Source organism: Oceanobacillus salinisoli (assembly GCF_009733865.1).
Classification (GTDB): Bacteria; Bacillota; Bacilli; order Bacillales; family Amphibacillaceae; genus Oceanobacillus; species Oceanobacillus salinisoli.
The window spans coordinates 117381-134436 of the sequence record NZ_WOFB01000018.1 but is presented as its reverse complement, the minus strand read 5'-3'; the positions used below and the strand labels follow the sequence as shown (position 1 = coordinate 134436).

At 37.5% G+C, this 17056-nt stretch carries 18 protein-coding genes and 1 pseudogene; 10 read left to right on the top strand and 9 right to left on the bottom strand.

Annotation, left to right across the window (positions count from 1 at the left end):
- Positions 1-401: 401 nt before the first annotated feature.
- Entirely contained in the window at positions 402-557 is a 156-nt protein-coding gene (locus tag GMJ66_RS20765; RefSeq protein WP_231514938.1) for a hypothetical protein, read from the bottom strand.
- A gap of 5 nt (positions 558-562) precedes the next feature.
- On the opposite strand from GMJ66_RS20765, the gene GMJ66_RS21225 reads away from it, so the two are divergent.
- The 9 genes from GMJ66_RS21225 to GMJ66_RS14115 all read left to right on the top strand — a co-directional run bounded on the left by GMJ66_RS21225 (position 563) and on the right by GMJ66_RS14115 (position 7899).
- Complete coding sequence (locus tag GMJ66_RS21225) at positions 563-856, top strand: competence protein ComK (RefSeq protein ID WP_407939236.1); 294 nt, start codon at positions 563-565, stop codon at positions 854-856.
- Complete coding sequence (locus GMJ66_RS21220; protein WP_156290987.1) at positions 817-948, top strand: hypothetical protein; 132 nt, start codon at positions 817-819, stop codon at positions 946-948. Before GMJ66_RS21225 ends, GMJ66_RS21220 begins: the two co-directional genes overlap by 40 nt.
- A gap of 372 nt (positions 949-1320) precedes the next feature.
- Positions 1321-2310: a LacI family DNA-binding transcriptional regulator gene (locus GMJ66_RS14145; protein WP_197046714.1), complete on the top strand. Its 990-nt coding sequence runs from the start codon at positions 1321-1323 to the stop codon at positions 2308-2310.
- A gap of 10 nt (positions 2311-2320) precedes the next feature.
- Positions 2321-3244, top strand: coding sequence for a ribokinase (rbsK, locus tag GMJ66_RS14140; protein WP_156290964.1), 924 nt, complete (start codon positions 2321-2323; stop codon positions 3242-3244).
- Between the two features lie 58 nt (positions 3245-3302).
- Positions 3303-4040 carry a glutamine amidotransferase gene (locus GMJ66_RS14135; RefSeq protein ID WP_197046713.1) on the top strand — a complete coding sequence of 246 codons (738 nt, stop codon included), beginning with the start codon at positions 3303-3305 and terminating at the stop codon, positions 4038-4040.
- Positions 4041-4078: 38 nt separating this feature from the next.
- Positions 4079-5041: a substrate-binding domain-containing protein gene (locus GMJ66_RS14130; RefSeq protein ID WP_156290963.1), complete on the top strand. Its 963-nt coding sequence runs from the start codon at positions 4079-4081 to the stop codon at positions 5039-5041.
- Between the two features lie 50 nt (positions 5042-5091).
- On the top strand, positions 5092-5850 hold the full coding sequence (locus GMJ66_RS14125) for an ATP-binding cassette domain-containing protein (protein WP_197046712.1): 759 nt from the start codon (positions 5092-5094) through the stop codon (positions 5848-5850).
- A complete protein-coding gene (locus tag GMJ66_RS14120; protein WP_156290962.1) occupies positions 5847-6845 on the top strand; it encodes an ABC transporter permease in 999 nt (332 codons plus the stop codon). The genes GMJ66_RS14125 and GMJ66_RS14120 overlap by 4 nt, the downstream gene beginning before the upstream one ends.
- 22 nt (positions 6846-6867) lie before the next feature.
- Complete coding sequence (locus GMJ66_RS14115) at positions 6868-7899, top strand: phosphotriesterase family protein (RefSeq protein ID WP_156290961.1); 1032 nt, start codon at positions 6868-6870, stop codon at positions 7897-7899.
- Positions 7900-8057: 158 nt separating this feature from the next.
- Here the strand turns inward: GMJ66_RS14115 and GMJ66_RS14110 are convergent, their stop codons facing one another.
- The 5 genes and pseudogenes from GMJ66_RS14110 to GMJ66_RS21290 form a co-directional block, all read right to left on the bottom strand.
- The gene (locus GMJ66_RS14110) at positions 8058-8375 is read right to left on the bottom strand and encodes a DUF2442 domain-containing protein (RefSeq protein WP_197046711.1); all 318 of its coding nucleotides are present in this window, start codon (positions 8373-8375) and stop codon (positions 8058-8060) included.
- Between the two features lie 113 nt (positions 8376-8488).
- Positions 8489-9091 carry a transposase gene (locus GMJ66_RS14105; protein ID WP_231514937.1) on the bottom strand — a complete coding sequence of 201 codons (603 nt, stop codon included), beginning with the start codon at positions 9089-9091 and terminating at the stop codon, positions 8489-8491.
- A gap of 192 nt (positions 9092-9283) precedes the next feature.
- Positions 9284-9652 (bottom strand): magnesium chelatase subunit ChlI family protein, encoded by a 369-nt coding sequence (locus GMJ66_RS21300; protein ID WP_231514936.1) that lies wholly within the window; start codon positions 9650-9652, stop codon positions 9284-9286.
- Positions 9653-9657: 5 nt separating this feature from the next.
- A pseudogene (locus tag GMJ66_RS21295) lies at positions 9658-9983 on the bottom strand (ATP-binding protein).
- A gap of 94 nt (positions 9984-10077) precedes the next feature.
- Positions 10078-10830, bottom strand: coding sequence for a magnesium chelatase domain-containing protein (locus GMJ66_RS21290; RefSeq protein ID WP_331279686.1), 753 nt, complete (start codon positions 10828-10830; stop codon positions 10078-10080).
- Positions 10831-11599: 769 nt separating this feature from the next.
- Here GMJ66_RS21290 and GMJ66_RS14095 point away from each other — a divergent pair.
- The gene (locus GMJ66_RS14095) at positions 11600-12529 is read left to right on the top strand and encodes a cold shock domain-containing protein (protein WP_156290959.1); all 930 of its coding nucleotides are present in this window, start codon (positions 11600-11602) and stop codon (positions 12527-12529) included.
- 362 nt (positions 12530-12891) lie between these two features.
- Here the strand turns inward: GMJ66_RS14095 and GMJ66_RS14090 are convergent, their stop codons facing one another.
- The 3 genes from GMJ66_RS14090 to GMJ66_RS14080 form a co-directional block, all read right to left on the bottom strand.
- Entirely contained in the window at positions 12892-14181 is a 1290-nt protein-coding gene (locus GMJ66_RS14090) for a GntP family permease (protein WP_156290958.1), read from the bottom strand.
- Positions 14182-14294: 113 nt separating this feature from the next.
- Positions 14295-15803 carry a CoA-acylating methylmalonate-semialdehyde dehydrogenase gene (locus tag GMJ66_RS14085; RefSeq protein ID WP_156290957.1) on the bottom strand — a complete coding sequence of 503 codons (1509 nt, stop codon included), beginning with the start codon at positions 15801-15803 and terminating at the stop codon, positions 14295-14297.
- 110 nt (positions 15804-15913) lie between these two features.
- Positions 15914-16810 (bottom strand): NAD(P)-dependent oxidoreductase, encoded by an 897-nt coding sequence (locus tag GMJ66_RS14080; RefSeq protein ID WP_156290956.1) that lies wholly within the window; start codon positions 16808-16810, stop codon positions 15914-15916.
- Positions 16811-17056: the final 246 nt, after the last annotated feature.

The following is a 17056-nucleotide window of genomic DNA, read 5'->3' as shown; positions in this document are numbered from 1 at the left end:
ATGTATGTTGCTTAGACAGGGGAGTGTCGATAACCGCGAAACTTTAATTCATACTGTTGCTAGAAAAATACCAATTAGAAACAACTAATACCTTGTGCACTTTACCACATTAACTTGGTGGGGTTAGTGGGGGCTGACACAATCTCCCTAATAAATTTTGCACAATTCTTGCAAAATTTATTAGGGAGTAGGTGGTGGATCTGTCCAGGTCATAGATGAATCTAGATTATGTCAGAGGTGGGATTATAGTATGTCTTTAATCAAAAACCGCCTAAAACAAGTAGCTGTCAGTAAAAATGGAATGTAAGCCTATTTCCATCTCTTTTTTTTAAGTACAATCATAAGCTTACTCCTGTTATTCTGCTGATCATTACTTCTACTTACTAGTCCATGTGTCCCCATTACCTTGCTCTTAGTCCTTCAATCATCACGTCAAACAAATCCACCTGCTTATCTATTAAAGAAAAATCTGCGTGATGAAGAGCCCAGTCATACAAGATACCTCGCATTACTTTTAGACATATATCCATTATTTTGTCTGGACTATAATGAACCAAATCGAATGCTTCCCATAAAACAACCACCTATCCAACTGATCAAACAAGCCTGCCTGGAGAGGTACACGACATACGAAGGTACAAGGGAAGCAATTAGACTTCAAACTGGATTCCAACGCAAAGTCCCCATCCCGATTAATCCGCACCTAAATATTTACCTCTTCCCCACTCATGCAACCAACCATATCGACTGCTGCTGGATCTCCTATCATCACGTTCTCCGGATTGAAAAAAACCAACCAATCATCTTTCTTCAACTATTCTCTTTAAGAATGGAGAAAGCCTCCATCTTGATATAACTCCTTATATATTAAAAAAGCAGATGGAACGAACATTGGTGTGTGTTGAAGGGTATTTGGATTTGCCAAATAAAATCGCATTACCTTGCTGATGTTATGCAAATACTACACCTTACGGAAGCGTCAAATAATCCCCACCTAAAACTTTTAGATGGGGATTATTTTGACGCTTACCTTTGTGCACTTTAACACATTAACCCAGTGGGTGTCTAACCCATTGGACAATTTTGGGTGTTTTTTATTCGGGAAATTTTTAGAACGACTTTTCAATGGTCTCTACCTGCCTTTATTGTCCTTCCCATCCCTTTTTTTACGAAATTTAGATAATTCCCAATAATCGTATTGACTCAAAAATCAAAATTGTGATATTATACTTGTAACCGATTACATATAATGTTCTAGAAATTACATAAGTTATGTATTATTATAACAATGTAACCGATTACGATAGGGGTTGCCAAGGCATGGTAAATATTAGAGATGTATCTAAAAAAGCGGGGGTATCTGTAGCAACGGTCTCTCGAGTTTTAAATAACAAAGATGTAAAAAAAGAAACCTTTGAGCATGTGATGAGTGTTATGGAAGAGATGAAATATAAGCCTAATTCGGTGGCAAGAAGTTTATCTAAAAAGCAAACGAATACAATAGCTTTAATTTTCCCGGTTGTCAGTAACCCCTTTTTCCCGAAATTGGCTAGTTCTATTGAAAATGAAGCCCATGAAAAAGGGTATAAAGTAATTCTTTGTAATACGGATGATAATCCGGAGAAACTGAGAAATTTCATCGATTCTATAAATGATGGGTTTGCGGATGGGGTCATCTTTAGTTCCCATCTATTAGACGAAGCTGGATTAAACACTTTAAAGAATAGTGGAATTCCAGTTGTGAGTATCGATAGAAATAATTTTAATAACGAATTTAGCTCTATTTCGGTTAATAATAAAATGGGTGGAGGTTTGGCTACAGAACATCTTATAGAGATAGGATGTAAGAAGATTGGTCATCTGAGGGGACCTGAGGATGAAATAACTGCAACTAATAGATATTGGGGTTATCGTTCTGTTCTAAAGGAAAATGGTGGGATGGACCCAAGTTTAGTTGCTCTTGGTTACTATACAGTTGAAGGTGGATATCAGGGAATGAAGGAACTCTTTATAAGACATCCCGATATTGATGGAGTATTTGCAGCTAATGACCTAACAGCTATAGGTGCAATGAAGGCCGCTTATGAATGGAACCGTAAAATTCCAGATGATTTATCAATAGTAGGATTTGATGGGATTGACATGGTACGTTATATGATTCCTTCGATAACAACGATTCAACAACCTATTAATGAGATGGGCAAATTAGCGGTAAACGAATTAATTAGAAAGATAGAGGAAGAGGATGAAGAGATTAATAACTATGAATTAGATGTAAGACTTATTCAAAATGATTCTACTTTAAGATAGGGGGATACATATGTCCATACCAAAGGTTGCGATAATTGGAAGTATAAACATGGACCTTGTTACGGGGGTTTCAAGAATTCCAAGCTTAGGTGAAACCATTATTGGTGATTCATTTACAACAAACCCTGGTGGAAAGGGTGCTAATCAAGCAGTAGCATGCTCAAGACTAGGAGCAGAGGTGACGATATACGGCTGTGTTGGCAATGACGACTATGGAAAGCGTTTGATGCAGAACCTTGAGCGAGAAAATGTTTCCACTTCTTCCATACAAGTTATAGATAATGTTCCTACAGGCATTGCATCCATTACTATAAAGGTAGGTGACAACTCAATTATTGTTGTTCCTGGGGCTAACAGTTATTTGACTCCGGAATTTATTAGGTCTCAAGAATCAAGTTTGAAAAAAGCTGATGTTATTCTAGCATCTTTAGAAATTCCTATAAGTGCTGTTACCATGGCTGCAGAAATCGCACATAACTATGAAATTCCATTTATTCTCAATCCTGCACCAGCAATTAAACTACCTCAAGATTTACAGAAAAAAACAACTCTGATAACACCTAATGAACATGAACTCCCTATTTTGTTAGGGAAAGAAAATTACAAAAATAGTGAAGAACTTATATTTGATTACGAAGGTCCAATTGTTATGACCAAGGGAAGCCATGGTGCTTTTTATAAAGGGAAAGATAGTAAAATAACACATGTTCCTAGTCATAATGTAACTACAGTAGACTCTACTGGAGCTGGTGATGCTTTTAATGCGGGTATTGCATTTATGTTAGGCAAAAGGGAAAGTTTGAAATCAACGGTTGAGTTTGCGGTAGTAGTTGGTGCACTTGCAGTAACTAAATTAGGTGCACAAGAGGGGATGCCTACGATAGAAGAAGTAGAAGCACAGGTTCCGTGTAAGTTTTCGGAGGATGGGGTTTAGCTATTTATTCCTTATCATAATGAGGTTAATAGATAAAAATATAAAGGAGATGTGAAAATTGAAAGTATTGTTTATTGGGGAATCATGGACGATTCATATGATCCATCATAAAGGGTTTGACAGTTTTACAAGTACGAAATATGAAGAAGGTGCCACTTATTTACTAGAGTGCTTACGTAATGGGGGCGTAGATTTAGATTATCTTCCTTCACATGAAGTGCAAATTCGTTTTCCTAAGACTTTAGAAGAATTAAATAAATACGACTCTATTGTTATTAGTGATATTGGTAGCAATACATTCCTACTACAAAATAAAACCTTTTATGAAATGGGGACAGTTCCTAACGCTCTAAGCTTAATTAAAGAGTATGTAGCAAATGGCGGAGGGTTACTGATGATAGGTGGTTATCTGTCTTTCACCGGTATTGAAGCCAAGGCCAACTATAAAAATACAGAAATCGCCGATGTTCTTCCAGTTGTGATGAAGGATATAGACGATCGTGTTGAGAAGCCAGAAGGTGTTTATCCTGAAACAACAGAAACGAAGCATTCCATTACGGAAGGTATTTCAAAATGGCCAAAATTCTTAGGGTATAACCAATTTAGCGTCAAACCTGATGCAGAAGTTTTAGTTACAGTTGACAATGATCCATTCTTAGTTACTGGCAAATACGGTAAGGGGAAAGCAGTCTGTTTTGCAAGTGATTGTGCACCACACTGGGGATCGAATGAATTTATGAATTGGGAAAACTACCAGAAGATATGGGTGAACATACTACAATATTTAGCTGAATAACAGCTGAAATATAAATGAATAACAGGGGGAAAAATATTATGAAAAAGCTTGGATGGGTTTTGATGATTGCGTTTGCTTTAGTATTAAGTGCTTGTAGTTCTGAGTCATCAGGAGATGCTAGTGGTACTGGTGATGATCCGGATAAACCGACAATTGCGATGACCGTTATTAATCAGGAAGCATTATTCTTTACCGAAATGGTTAAGGGTGCAGAGGAAATGGCAGACGAGTTGGGAGTCAATCTTCATGTTTATAATGCAAATAATAAACAGGTAGACCAATATAATGCCATTGAGAATTTTATAAGTGAAGGTGCGGATGCACTCATTATTAATGCAATTGATGCTGGTTCCTTACTTCCCGTAGTTGAAAAAGCAGAGAGTGAAGGCATTCCTGTTATTTCAGTAGACTCGGTTATTCAGCATGATTCTGTTGATGTTCAGATAGGTGTTGATAATAGTGAGGAAAGTATTAAACTTGGTGAATACTTTAATGAATATGCTAATGAAAACTTCTCAGATGGGGCTAAGCTTGGGGTAGTCGGTGCACTAAATGCATTTGTTCAAGTAAATAGACAAGATAGCTTTTTAGAAACAGTGGAAAGTAATGGGATAAATGTTGTAGATATTGTTGATAGTGAAAATGTCCAAGAGAAAGCATTAACTGCGTCTGAAGATCTTCTTATTTCTAATTCTGACATGGATGCTGTATTTGTAACGGGTGAACCAGCATTTATTGGAGCTGTGTCAGCTGTACGTACGCAAAATATGCAAGATAAGGTGAAATTATTTGGCTGGGATTTATCACCGCAAGTAGTTCAAGGAATTGATGAAGGCTTTGTTGAAGCGGTTATTCAACAACATCCAGATCAATATGGTGCAGAATCAGTATCTGCTGCAATAAACATTATTAATGGTGAGGAAGTAGAAAGTCTTATTGATGTACCTGCAACAATCGTCACAAAAGACAATGTTGATGAATTTAGATCACTATTTGAATAACAGAAGAGCTAGCTACTCTTCTGTTATTCAAAATAAGGGAGGAATCATAAGTGGAAGAGCATTTTCAAATTGAGATGAGAAATATTCAAAAATCCTATGGAAATATCCGTTCCTTAAGGGGTGTTGATTTACAGTTAAAACCAGGTGAGGTTTTAGGACTGGTCGGTGATAATGGGGCTGGTAAATCTACTTTAATGAAAGTATTAAGTGGTGTTGTGATTCCTGATGAAGGGGAATTTTATTTCGAAGGGAAAAAAGTTAGTATTGATAGCCCACGTGCAGCAAAGGATTTAAGTATTGAAACCGTTTTCCAAGACTTATCTTTATGTGATACATTAAGTGTTGCTAATAATATGTTTCTTGGTCGTGAGCCGGTGAAATTTTTAGGAAGATTAATAGATCAAAAAACGCTTCACGCCAAGTCAAGAGAACATCTTGATAAGTTGGGAATTGATATTTCTTCTACAAAATTACCAGTACAAAATATGTCTGGAGGACAGAGGCAGGCTGTTGCGATTGCTCGGGCGATGGTTTTTGACCCTAAGGTATTGATTTTAGATGAACCTACTGCAGCACTAGGGGTAAAGGAAGTAAATATGGTTCTAGAATTAATTAATAATGTTAAAAAGAAAGGCGTTAGCGTTGTCCTAATTACTCATAGATTACAGGATTTATTTGAAGTTTGTGACAGAATAATGGTTCTTAATGAAGGAAAATGTATCGATGATAGATTGATTGAGCAATTTACATTGGACTCCCTAATTAAATCGATTATGGGATCACCAGATAAAGGGGTGGGTGTGTCATGAAAATGGAAGAAGATGTCTATGTAAGTGAACGTATAATAAAGGAAAGTCAGTTAAAGAAATTTTTACGAGAAAATCTTTCTACTTTAAGTATATTTGGGGTTTTGCTAGCTGTATCCTTGTTTTTCGGTATTGCAACAGGATCTTTTCTATCAGCCTCTAATGTAACCAATTTAATCATCCAAGTAGCACCTAATGTCATTGTTGCAGTTGCCATGACGTTTGTAATTACTACTGGTGGAATAGACTTATCCGTGGGATCTATACTGGCATTAGCAAGTGCTTTGCTTGCTACGTTATTAGCTTCCGGAACAAGTTTAATAGTAGCCTTTTTAGCAGTAATAGCTGCCGGCTTAGCTATTGGCTTTGTTAACGGTTACGTTGTTGCATATCATAATATTCCTCCTCTTATTTCTACTTTGGCATCATTAATGTATGTTCGTGGCTTAGCATTATTAATTACCGGAGGGTATTCCGTTGCGATTGTAGGTGAGAACTGGATTATCGGAATGGGGCAAGGGAGAGTTTTGGGCGTACCTTTTCCTGTTATTCTAGCTGGTTTTATAGCAATCATAGGAGTTATCGCCTTAAGGTACACGCGTTTTGGTAATTATGTCACAGGTATTGGTGCAAATGAAGAATCTGTGCGACGAACAGGTGTACATACGAAGAAAGTAAAGATTATGACTTACATGTTAAGTGGTGGTGCAGCAGCTTTAGCTGGCCTTATCATTGCAGCAAGATTAGGATCTGGATCGTCTAATATAGGTAATATGTTTGAAATGGACGTTATTGCAGCTGTTGTTCTGGGAGGAACTTCTTTATTTGGTGGAGCTGGTACCATTATAGGATCTATTTTTGGTGTAGCTCTAATCGGCGTTATTAAAAACGGCCTTACACTCATGCATGTTTCACCATATATCATTCAAATAACAGAAGGTCTAGTACTGTTACTTGCAGTTCTAATTAATGTTAAAATTTTTAGTAACAAAAAATAACGGTTATAAGGGGATTTTAAATATGACATACGTAGAAACCGTTCAAGGAAAATTATCAGTGGAAGATCTAGGGATTACACTTATGCATGAACACCTTTTTGTGGATCGTTCAAGATTATGGGAAGATCCGATTGGTCCAAAAAGGCGATTTGCCCAAAGTCCGGTCCAAATGAATATGTTAGGGCAATTAAGACTAGATCCATACGGCAATTATGATAATGCACTAATGGACGATATTGATCTAGCTACCGAAGAAGCAAGTTACTTCTATAATAGAGGTGGAGCAACAATTGTTGATGTAACTAATATTGGGATTGGTAGAGATCCTTGGGCGTTATATAAAGTGTCCCGCAGAACTAATTTAAATATCATTATGGGATCTGGATTTTATCTTGAGCCGACAATGCCTGAAAGAATAAAATCAATGACAGTAGATGAAGTGAGAGAGGAAATTGTACAGGATTTAACAGTAGGTGTAAATGGAACAGGAATCAAAGCAGGTATTATAGGCGAAATCGGTGTTGGGCCAGATATGACTGACCTAGAGATGAAGGTATTAAAAGGTGCTGCTAGGGCGCAGAAGGATACCGGGAAAATATTAACTATTCATACACCAGGCTGGGAAAAACACTGCCATAAGATTCTTGATGTTGTGGAAAAGGAAGGAGCAAACCTGGAAAAGACAATTCTTGATCATATGAATCCTAGCATGGAAGATATGGAATATCAATTAGCACTAGCTAAAAGAGGATGTTATCTAGAATATGACATGATAGGAATTGAGGTTATGTTTCCTGAGGGACAATCTCCTTCCGATGAAGATAATGCAAATGCTATTGTACATCTTTTAGAAAAAGGAATCGGAAATCAGCTTCTGCTTTCTCAGGATATCTTTTTGAAGATGTTTCTTAAAAAATATGGTGGATATGGTTATTCCCATATTCTAGAAAACTTTGTACCACGGTTAAAAAGTAAGGGTGTTAGTGATAGCGAGATTAATCAGATTTTAGTGGAGAATCCGAAGCGTTGTTTTAGCTGGAACTGTGGGACATAGGGTTGGTTCGTTATCCCGGCGTAATCGATAAACTAGAATTAGCAGGAAAGAATTCCTAATTGAGTAGATGTGTTTGAGAGTGATTATGCTCTAATTCCTTTTATGAGTTAGGGCATTCTTTATTATCTATCTGTATCAATACTACATCTATGTGTTTCTTAAAAAATTAAGTTAGTATAAATTACCAAATTACCAATTAGCCATCTGTAAAATGGACCTCGGTGCCTGTCCCTCTGGTCCTCAAACCCTTTTTGGTACAGGTTATCTGGGTCGAGGTCTAGTTCACCTGGCCAGGATACAGTTTTTAACTCTTTATCAACGAATACTTTATCAAAAAAAGTTTGATCTTTTAGTTTTTCTAAAGCACCGTTGATAATAGGATTAATATTTGCCAATTTAATTGCTTTATCGTCAAATTCAATCAACAACCATCCTTTTAAACCAGGTACTACTTTGACTTTATTGATTAACGCCATACATACACCTCCTAGGACTTTTGTGGTACAGAAAAGTAACCTAATCATAGTGACAGGCACTGCGGTCCACTACTATTTTTGGACCGCAGTGCCTGTCCCCGCGGTTCCCCAGTTCACTTAACCCTCCCTGCTCGCTGGATCACTGTCTTAGATATTCCCGTTATACGCGACAATTGCCTTTGGGACACCCCATTTAATGCCTTTAATTCCGCCAATATTGCGTCCCGATTTTCTTTATCCATTTGCTGGAGGGTGTTTTTATTTAGAATTCCTAATTGATATAAGAATTCTCTCACTTCCTCATCAGTTCTCTTTATTTTCACCGTAATCTCTAAGCACTGATCATTATTTGGTTGTTTCATATACTCGATATATAATCTAACCGCTTTGTTTCTATCAGGGTTGAACAAATCCAGACCAAAATCGATATCCACCATTTGTACTTGGTAAATATATTCATTGGCACTTGTCCATCGGCTTTCAAAAACATCCTTTACTAATCCTGCTTTTACCGGGTTTTGATGAATGTAACGGAGAACAGTCAAAAAGTAACGAGTAGTCTCGACATTTTCCGCTTTAAATCTGTCTTGAAATAAATGTCCACTCCGTCCGCATTTCATGTTGTACCAATACACATAGCTTGAACTAATCCGTTGTATGGCAACCGAAAGACTTTCCTCAGTTTCCTTTAGTAATAAATGGATATGATTGTCCATTAGTCAGAAACTGTAGATTCGGTATTTACTAATCGCTTGATACTTTTCCAATGTCTTTAAAAACCTTATCTTATCCTCCTCATCCTCAAAGATTGTTTGTCTATTGACTCCTCTTAGTATAATATGACAGATACCGCTACGGCTTTTCTTTCTTGGTCCTCTTGGCATACCATTCACCTCATAGTGAAAAAATTAGGTGTATCTACTTTTTTCTATCCCCTTTTTGCTATGGGTATTCTGATTACGTCTCATCGTCACCGCTTCCCAAATCGCTTCGTTCGTAATATGATCCTCTCCGGTCAAATCAGATTTCGTCCTCGCAAGTCTTCTTATTTTCATTTGCACCCGTGTGCTCCAGTTATATTTACTTGCCCAGCTGCGCATCATCTTTTCCTGCTCTTCAGTTAAGCCCGTACATTCCAGCAATTTCTCATTTTCTATCGTGGCATTGCAGGTTTCTTTTCCATACCTCTGAAATTGTCTTTTCCTTGCTCGTGTCACTCGTTCACGAATAGCTTCAGAAGTTTCGTTATTTGCCGAAGATTCATTCTCTAAGGACACGTTATCTAGCGGAGCAAAATATCCATCCGATCCTGAATTGGGCCGGAAATCCGGTTGGTATAGGAAGTAATCTGTTTAGGAGTACATGTACAGTAGCGATACTTGGATCCTAAATACCCACAAGGACAGGGGTTCATCGCCCCAATGAGTACAAATCGGCGGGGTATGTCACCATAGATGCAGACCGACTAATCGTCACCATCCCTGTTTCCATGGGCTGCCGTAGCATATCTAAGGTGCGTTTAGGGAATTCAGCCATCTCATCTAGAAAAAGCACCCCATGATGAGCGAGGGACACTTCCCCAGGCTTTGGATTGGTTCCACCACCAATAAGTGATACTGCAGAGGCAGAATGATGTGGTGAACGATAGGGGGGGGAGTAAAAGCATTAGGAGGTCGTAAACCAGCCAATTGATAAATACTCATCACATGAAAGCGACTTTCTTGATTAAGTGGTGGTAAAATGATGGAAAGGTTTCAGAAAGTAAGCTTTTTCCACATCCTGGAGGGCCAACCATTAACACATTATGTCCACCAGCTGCTGCTATTTCTAACGCACGTTTTGTCTGTTTGTGACCTAGCACGTGTTGGAAGTCTTTATCGTAAGTAGGATTAATTATGGAATCTGAAGTGTCTTTCGAGGAACTCGGGGCTATGTTAAAGACAGATAATTGCCCGGAGAAGGATTCAATCACTTCCTGAAGGGTTTGAACAAATCGTAATTCGATTCCTTCTATGGTATCCAGCGGCATATCATCCATTCTCGGCAAATATAAAATCTCAAAACCTTCCTTTCTAGCAGCAATAATAGCAGGTAGCATTCCCGCTACCGACTTAATGGTCCCCTCAAGTGACAGCACACTAAAAGCTGCTTTTTCAGGAATCTCATCCGTTATATCTATCGCCTCCTTCATCACCCCAATCGCCATTGCCAGATCAAAAATGGGGCTATTTTTCTTCTGTTCAGCAGGTGATAGATTAATCACTACCTTTCTATCCCGAATCTCACAATCATTAGCATACAGCGCAGCCATCACCCTGTCTTTGGATTCCTTTACAGATGCATCAGGAAGTCCAACAATACTTACCCCTTCCACCCCCGGAACAAGCTGCACCTCCACTTGCACACGATAACCCTCCATCCCTTTTAAGCCAATACTAGAAATTACAGTCGCCATATTTTCAACCCCTCTCTTTTCTTAGAGTAACTTAGATAGGTATAAGTTAGTTGAAAACTTGTTGATTGTCAAAACTCTAAAATATGAAAATTGGGTGATATGGGTTGAGGAAATTTTAATTTTGTTAAGGGCAAAATGGGGATTTGGGGACTGTTATTGGTCTAAAATGTAATTTTGGTATAAATTTAAACAGAATTAAAGGAAAAATAGGACGAGGTGTCTGTCCTTGATGTCCAAAAAAGACAAACAAAAGTTTAGGTGATTATATACGTCCTAACCCTGACTTGAAAAGGAAAATTCAATCATTAAGACTATCTTATCGAGAGGCGAATAATAATGGAATTCCTTGGTAATTTAGACCTCCCTCTGGTCCTGACACAAATTTCTTGGAGGGATTAAATATTCCCGCACCCCTCTTCTTCTTTTAAATCTTCTAGTATGTGTAGGTCTTACCACAAAGTTTAGGTAAGTTATGGAAACACCAATGAAGCAAGATTTCGCAAATAATTAGACCATACTATTTATACAGTAGGATACAGACCGGGGGAACAGGTTCACCCCTCCCGTATCCCTACTGTAAAATGGACCTCGGTGCCTGTCCCTCTGGTCCACAACTAACGTACAACTTAAGGGGCCATTAAATCCACCCCCTCACTACCTTTAGAGTAGCTCTATCATTTCGAAAAAAGTGCTCACTCTTTCCATTAAGGTGGTTCTCGTTGAAAGAAGAAGATATTATATAATTATATGTTTGATATGGAGGGATTGAATGAAAGGCAGAGTTAAAATGTATAATTCTAAAAAGGGATTTGGATTTATAATCGGAGAAGATTTTAAGGAAAGATTTTTCCATATTTCGAATGTGGAAGTTGTTGACAAGTTATCTAGAGATGCTGCTGTGGAGTTTAAACCTAGTAAAAATTCAAAGGGATTAGAAGCAACAGAAATAAAAGATATGTCAATGTATGAATCATATTATTACCATAACATTTGGAGAAAAATATCTAAGGTAGATGAAAACACAATATATTTTTCTTATTTAGATGAAGAGTTAGATAAAGGCTACATCAATGGGATACCTGAGGTTGGAGATTACGTATTTATTACAGTCCTAAAATATATACCTAAAGAAAAGTGGGGATTCTATCAGGAGAAATATACGAATGTTCGACTAATTAAGCCTAATGAAGTTGGCAATACGATTTATAAGGATATAACAGATCATATTCAACAATATGATGAAAAGACTAACCGAGAAGAGTTTTTAACCATACAAGTGAAAGAGAGTATAAAAGAATTTTCTTATGAGTTAATTGAAAATCCTCGTGAATGGAATTCCTTAGACAAATATAGTGATTTATATGTTATAAAAAAAATAAAGAATAAAAAACATATTCCAAATACTCACCATAGAGATGAGTATATTCACAATTTTTGTTCTAACCATATATTGTATGGGATTCAAGAAACAATATACAGTACATATGGAAAATCGTTACTACCAACCTTTTATGTAAGATGTCTTGCAAATACTATAGTTGAAGTTTCCGGATTTGGAAGTGGTATTATACCTCTTAAAGAAATAAAACCTCCCAGCCGTGGATTTAATTCTATTTATCAACACCATAGAATGAGTAATATTGTTAATAGAGCAAATCAAAAGGGAATTCAGAAGTTACCTGGTTCATATGTATTTTAATGTTTACCAAGGTGGACCGAGGGACAGGTTCACCGATCCAATTGGCCATCCGTAAAATGGACCGCAGTTCCTGTCCCCACGGTTCCATAGCCCATAAGACTCATCTTGTGTACTTTAGCACACTAACGTATGGAGGACCGTGGTGGGGGACTGACACCAAAATACTCTTCTTCTTCTTTTAGATCTTCTAGTATGTACAGGTTTTATCACAAGTTTTAGGTTATGGACACACCAATATAGCAAGTATTTCGCAAATAATTAGGCCATACTATTTATACAGTAGGATACAGACCGGGGGAACAGGTTCACCGGTCCGTACCCCTACTGTAAAATGGACCGCGGTGCCTGTCCCTCTGGTCCCCTTAATAAATACCGATACTAGCAAGTAAAATAGCTGGTACTAGTGACAACATCGGAAAGACTATTGCTACTACTGCTATATCTCTGTATGACTCTTTATGTGTTAAACCTGTTACAATTAGTATCGTTATAACCGCTCCATTATGTGGTAGCGCGTCTAAGCCACCAGAGGAGATAGATGCGATACGGTGAAACGCCTCTGGGGCTATGCCTGATGATGCAGCGATTTCATTATATTTATCACCTAAAGCTTCCATTGTAATACCTAACCCTCCGGATGCTGAACCGGTTGCTCCGGACAATACATTTGATGCAACAGCCATCGAAATAAGCGGATTTGCATCAATACCTAAAACATAGTCACTTAATTTCTGAAATCCTGGAACAACGCGTACTACTGTTCCAAATCCAACCGCTGCAGAAGTATTAATCATAGCCATTACTGAATCGGAAGCACCTTGATTTAGTGCTGGAACCATTCCTCTAAATTTGTTCAAGGAGAATACAATAATCATTAAGATACCTACTAACAAACAAACAACAATATCCCACTCTAGAACATTAAGTGTAATAATTACAGATGCAAGAGGTAGTAAAGATATAAGGATATGTGGTGGCTTTTCAACTAACTTTCCTTTGGCTTCCACATCTTTGTCTAACTCTTTAAAACCTTCCCCGGCTTCTTTTAATTTCATTTCTCTCTTCTTCAGATATAAAATTGCTCCCCCACCCATAACTAATGAAGCAGCCAACCCCATAATTGGTGCTGCTGTAGCTGATGTATTGAAATAATCAGTCGGAATTAAATTCTGAATTTGCGGCGTCCCAGGAATTGCTGTCATTGCGAACGTCATCATCCCCGCTACGATTGTCGCAGGCATAAGTTTTCGTGGAATGTTCGCTTGTCTAAACATCCCTACTGCAAGTGGATAGACAGCAAATACAACTACAAATACACTAATCCCACCATAGGCCAAAACAGCTGAAGCCATAATTACCCCAATAATTGCTTGTTTTTCACCAAATAATTTAATGATACCTTGTGCTACGGTTTGAGCCATACCACTGTACTCCATTAACTTACCGAAAATAGCCCCTAACATAAATACAGGGAACCAGCTTTTCGTAAAGTCAACAAATCCTTGCATATAAGTATTTGTATATGCGTCAAGTAAGTCAAGTCCACCAAACATAGCCACAACCCCGGCACAAATTGGTGCTATCCAAATGATTGACCATCCACGGTATGCTAGAACAATTAGCAAGACTAGACCTAATAGTATCCCTAACATTTGATCACCTCTTATCCCTAACATGTAAAGGCTTACATTTCATCCTTGTGTACTTAATCTATCAATTATAATGCCTATTATTTATAGGGCCACCTAAATGGCCCTATTCTTAATTAGCTACTAGGAAAATCAAAGTTAGTTTCATCGGAATCGGATTTTTCAAACCATCTTTCAGAAACAGTTTTTGTTTTTGTAAAGAATCGAGCGGTATCCGGACCAAACATTTGTCCTTCACCAAATCGGGAATCTTTCCAACCTCCGAAATTATGATAGCCTACAGGAATTGGAATTGGTACATTTACTCCAACCATACCTACTTCAATTTCTTGCGTGAATTTACGAGCATCACGTCCACTGTTGGTGAATACGGTCACACCGTTACCATATTGATGATCATTGATTAACTGTATTGCTTCCTCAATGGAATCTACCGCAGTGATTGTACGTACTGGACCAAATACTTCTTCTTTGTATACATTCATGTCAGTGGTTACATTATCTAATAACGTAGCACCAAGATAAAATCCTTCCTTATTCTCAACATCAGGATTTCTACCGTCTACAACAATATTAGCTCCTTCTTTTACCGCTTCATCAATCGCATGTAAAACGCTTTGTTTTGCTTCCGCACTTATTAAAGCTCCAAAGTCTGCTGTTTCATCATCATAAGAACCAGCTCTTAGGTTTTCCACTTTTTCTTTTAATTTGTCCGTAAATACCTCTGCTGTCCTTTGTCCTACTGGCATTGCTACGGAAATAGCCATACAACGTTGTGATGCTGAACCGTAAGCAGCACCTAGGAAGGAATCAACTGCTTTATCAATATCTGCATCTGGCATAATTACCATGTGGTTTTTTCCACCACCAAAGGCATTAACTCGTTTATGATGCTTTGTTCCTGTTTCATAGATAATTTCTGCTACTTTTGTAGAACCTACAAAGCTTATCGCTTGTATATCTTTATGTGTAATGATGGCATTAACCGTATCTTTATCACCATTCACAACGTTCCAAATGCCAGCAGGTAAACCGGCCTTCTCCCAAAGCTCTGAGATTAATAGAGCAGAATATGGAACTTTTTCAGATGGTTTTAAGATCATTGCATTGCCCACAGCTACCGCCATTGTACTCATCGCAAGCGGTACCATTACTGGGAAATTAAATGGTGATATACATGTCACAACACCAAGTGGTTGTTTCATCGAATAAGCATTTATTTCTCCACCTACATTTATAGAATGTTCCCCTTTAAGTATTTGTGGTGCCCCAATCGCTAAATCAACCGACTCTATCCCCCTACTTATCTCCCCTTTTGCATCAGATATTGTTTTCCCGCTTTCCTTACCAATTAATTCTGCTAATTCTTCTGTATTCTCTACCAATAATTGGCGAAACTTAAAGAGAACTTCAACCCTTTTTCCTACAGAAGTTTTAGCCCATTTGGCAGAAGCTATTTTCGCTAATTGAACGGTTTCTTCGACCTCTTCAGCTGAAGCATAAGGTACTGTCGCTATTTTCTGGCCTGATGATGGACTATATACATAACCAAACTTATCATTCTTTCCTTTTACTTTTTCACCATTAATATAATGTGTTACTGTATCTAACGTTACTGTCGCCATCTGACTCATTCCTCCCATACTTTGGTTATCATAAGATATATAATATACCTAATAATATTTATTATCTGATAATTAATCATAAAAAATCACATGATTTTTTATGTAAACAACTATTCACCTAATTCTACCTTTTGTTCCGTTAACATGAGATATGCTGATGACATATCTTTATCCGCATAACCGTCAATATTAGATTCAATGTAGTTTACTAACGCCTCACCTAATGGTAATTTACCCTTAAATGAATTCGAAACATGTTTTGCTAGTTTTAAGTCTTTTAATAGAAGTGCCGCAGTAAAAGCTCCTTTATAATACTCATCTTGAGCGATAAAGTTTTTGTAGTTTCGTGTAAATACACCACTTTGTCCTGAACTTACATTTACAATTTCATAAACAATATCATGATCCAAACCTGCAGCATCTGCGATAGATAGAGCTTCTGCAACAGCCTGTGTATGAATACCAGCCATTAAATTATTTATCAATTTAACAATGGTTCCTAATTCTTGGTCTTCACCCACATGGAAGATATTTTTCCCGATTGATTTTAGGTATGGTAATGCGAAGTCATATGTTTTTTTGTCCCCACCAACCATCACACTCAAAGTTGCTGCCTCTGCTCCAGATACACTCCCACTTACTGGAGCACCTAAATATTGAATACCCTTTTCCAATGCAGCTTTCGCCACTTTTTTATTTAATTCAGGAGAAATAGTACTTAAGTCAATTAATGTTAATAATCCTTCCCCATTCTCCACAAGGCCCTCGTTTCCTAAATAAACGCTTTCAACAACTGCTGGTGTTGGTAAACTAGTAAAAATGATATTTACTTCATTTGGAAGTGTTGCAGATGTGAACCCAACCTTTCCACCAATTTCGGCAAATCTTATTTCACTCTCTCTGTTTACATCTACTCCATAAACAGTATAGCCTGCTTTTAGTAAATTGCTTGCCATCGGAAACCCCATGTTTCCTAATCCAATAAAACCAACTTTTTTAGTGTCCATCAAAACCCTCCTTTAAATGGTATCCAAATGAATGGAAACGCTGCCATTTCTTGCGATTCAATAGTTACTATCTTGGTAAAAATATTATTCACTCAAGCCTAGAAAAAACTATTATTCCATTATCATATATAACCCCCTTAAAAAAGTGCGTATTGTTAAAATAATTAATCTACTACATTATATTTTTTCGGATACCAAAGTCAAATACCATGGTCACCGAAATTCGTTAACTACATAATAAACGTA

Bases quoted from the DNA above. Each gene is read 5' to 3' on its own strand.
- GMJ66_RS14085 (WP_156290957.1), bottom strand. From the start codon at position 15,803: ATGGCGACAGTAACGTTAGATACAGTAACACATTATATTAATGGTGAA.
- GMJ66_RS21225 (WP_407939236.1), top strand. From the start codon at position 563: ATGCTTCCCATAAAACAACCACCTATCCAACTGATCAAACAAGCCTGC.
- GMJ66_RS14145 (WP_197046714.1), top strand. From the start codon at position 1,321: ATGGTAAATATTAGAGATGTATCTAAAAAAGCGGGGGTATCTGTAGCA.
- GMJ66_RS14090 (WP_156290958.1), bottom strand. From the start codon at position 14,181: ATGTTAGGGATACTATTAGGTCTAGTCTTGCTAATTGTTCTAGCATAC.
- GMJ66_RS14095 (WP_156290959.1), top strand. From the start codon at position 11,600: ATGAAAGGCAGAGTTAAAATGTATAATTCTAAAAAGGGATTTGGATTT.
- GMJ66_RS14105 (WP_231514937.1), bottom strand. From the start codon at position 9,091: ATGGACAATCATATCCATTTATTACTAAAGGAAACTGAGGAAAGTCTT.
- GMJ66_RS14080 (WP_156290956.1), bottom strand. From the start codon at position 16,810: ATGGACACTAAAAAAGTTGGTTTTATTGGATTAGGAAACATGGGGTTT.
- GMJ66_RS14110 (WP_197046711.1), bottom strand. From the start codon at position 8,375: ATGGCGTTAATCAATAAAGTCAAAGTAGTACCTGGTTTAAAAGGATGG.
- GMJ66_RS21290 (WP_331279686.1), bottom strand. From the start codon at position 10,830: ATGGCGACTGTAATTTCTAGTATTGGCTTAAAAGGGATGGAGGGTTAT.
- GMJ66_RS14130 (WP_156290963.1), top strand. From the start codon at position 4,079: ATGAAAAAGCTTGGATGGGTTTTGATGATTGCGTTTGCTTTAGTATTA.
- GMJ66_RS14120 (WP_156290962.1), top strand. From the start codon at position 5,847: ATGAAAATGGAAGAAGATGTCTATGTAAGTGAACGTATAATAAAGGAA.
- rbsK (WP_156290964.1), top strand. From the start codon at position 2,321: ATGTCCATACCAAAGGTTGCGATAATTGGAAGTATAAACATGGACCTT.
- GMJ66_RS14115 (WP_156290961.1), top strand. From the start codon at position 6,868: ATGACATACGTAGAAACCGTTCAAGGAAAATTATCAGTGGAAGATCTA.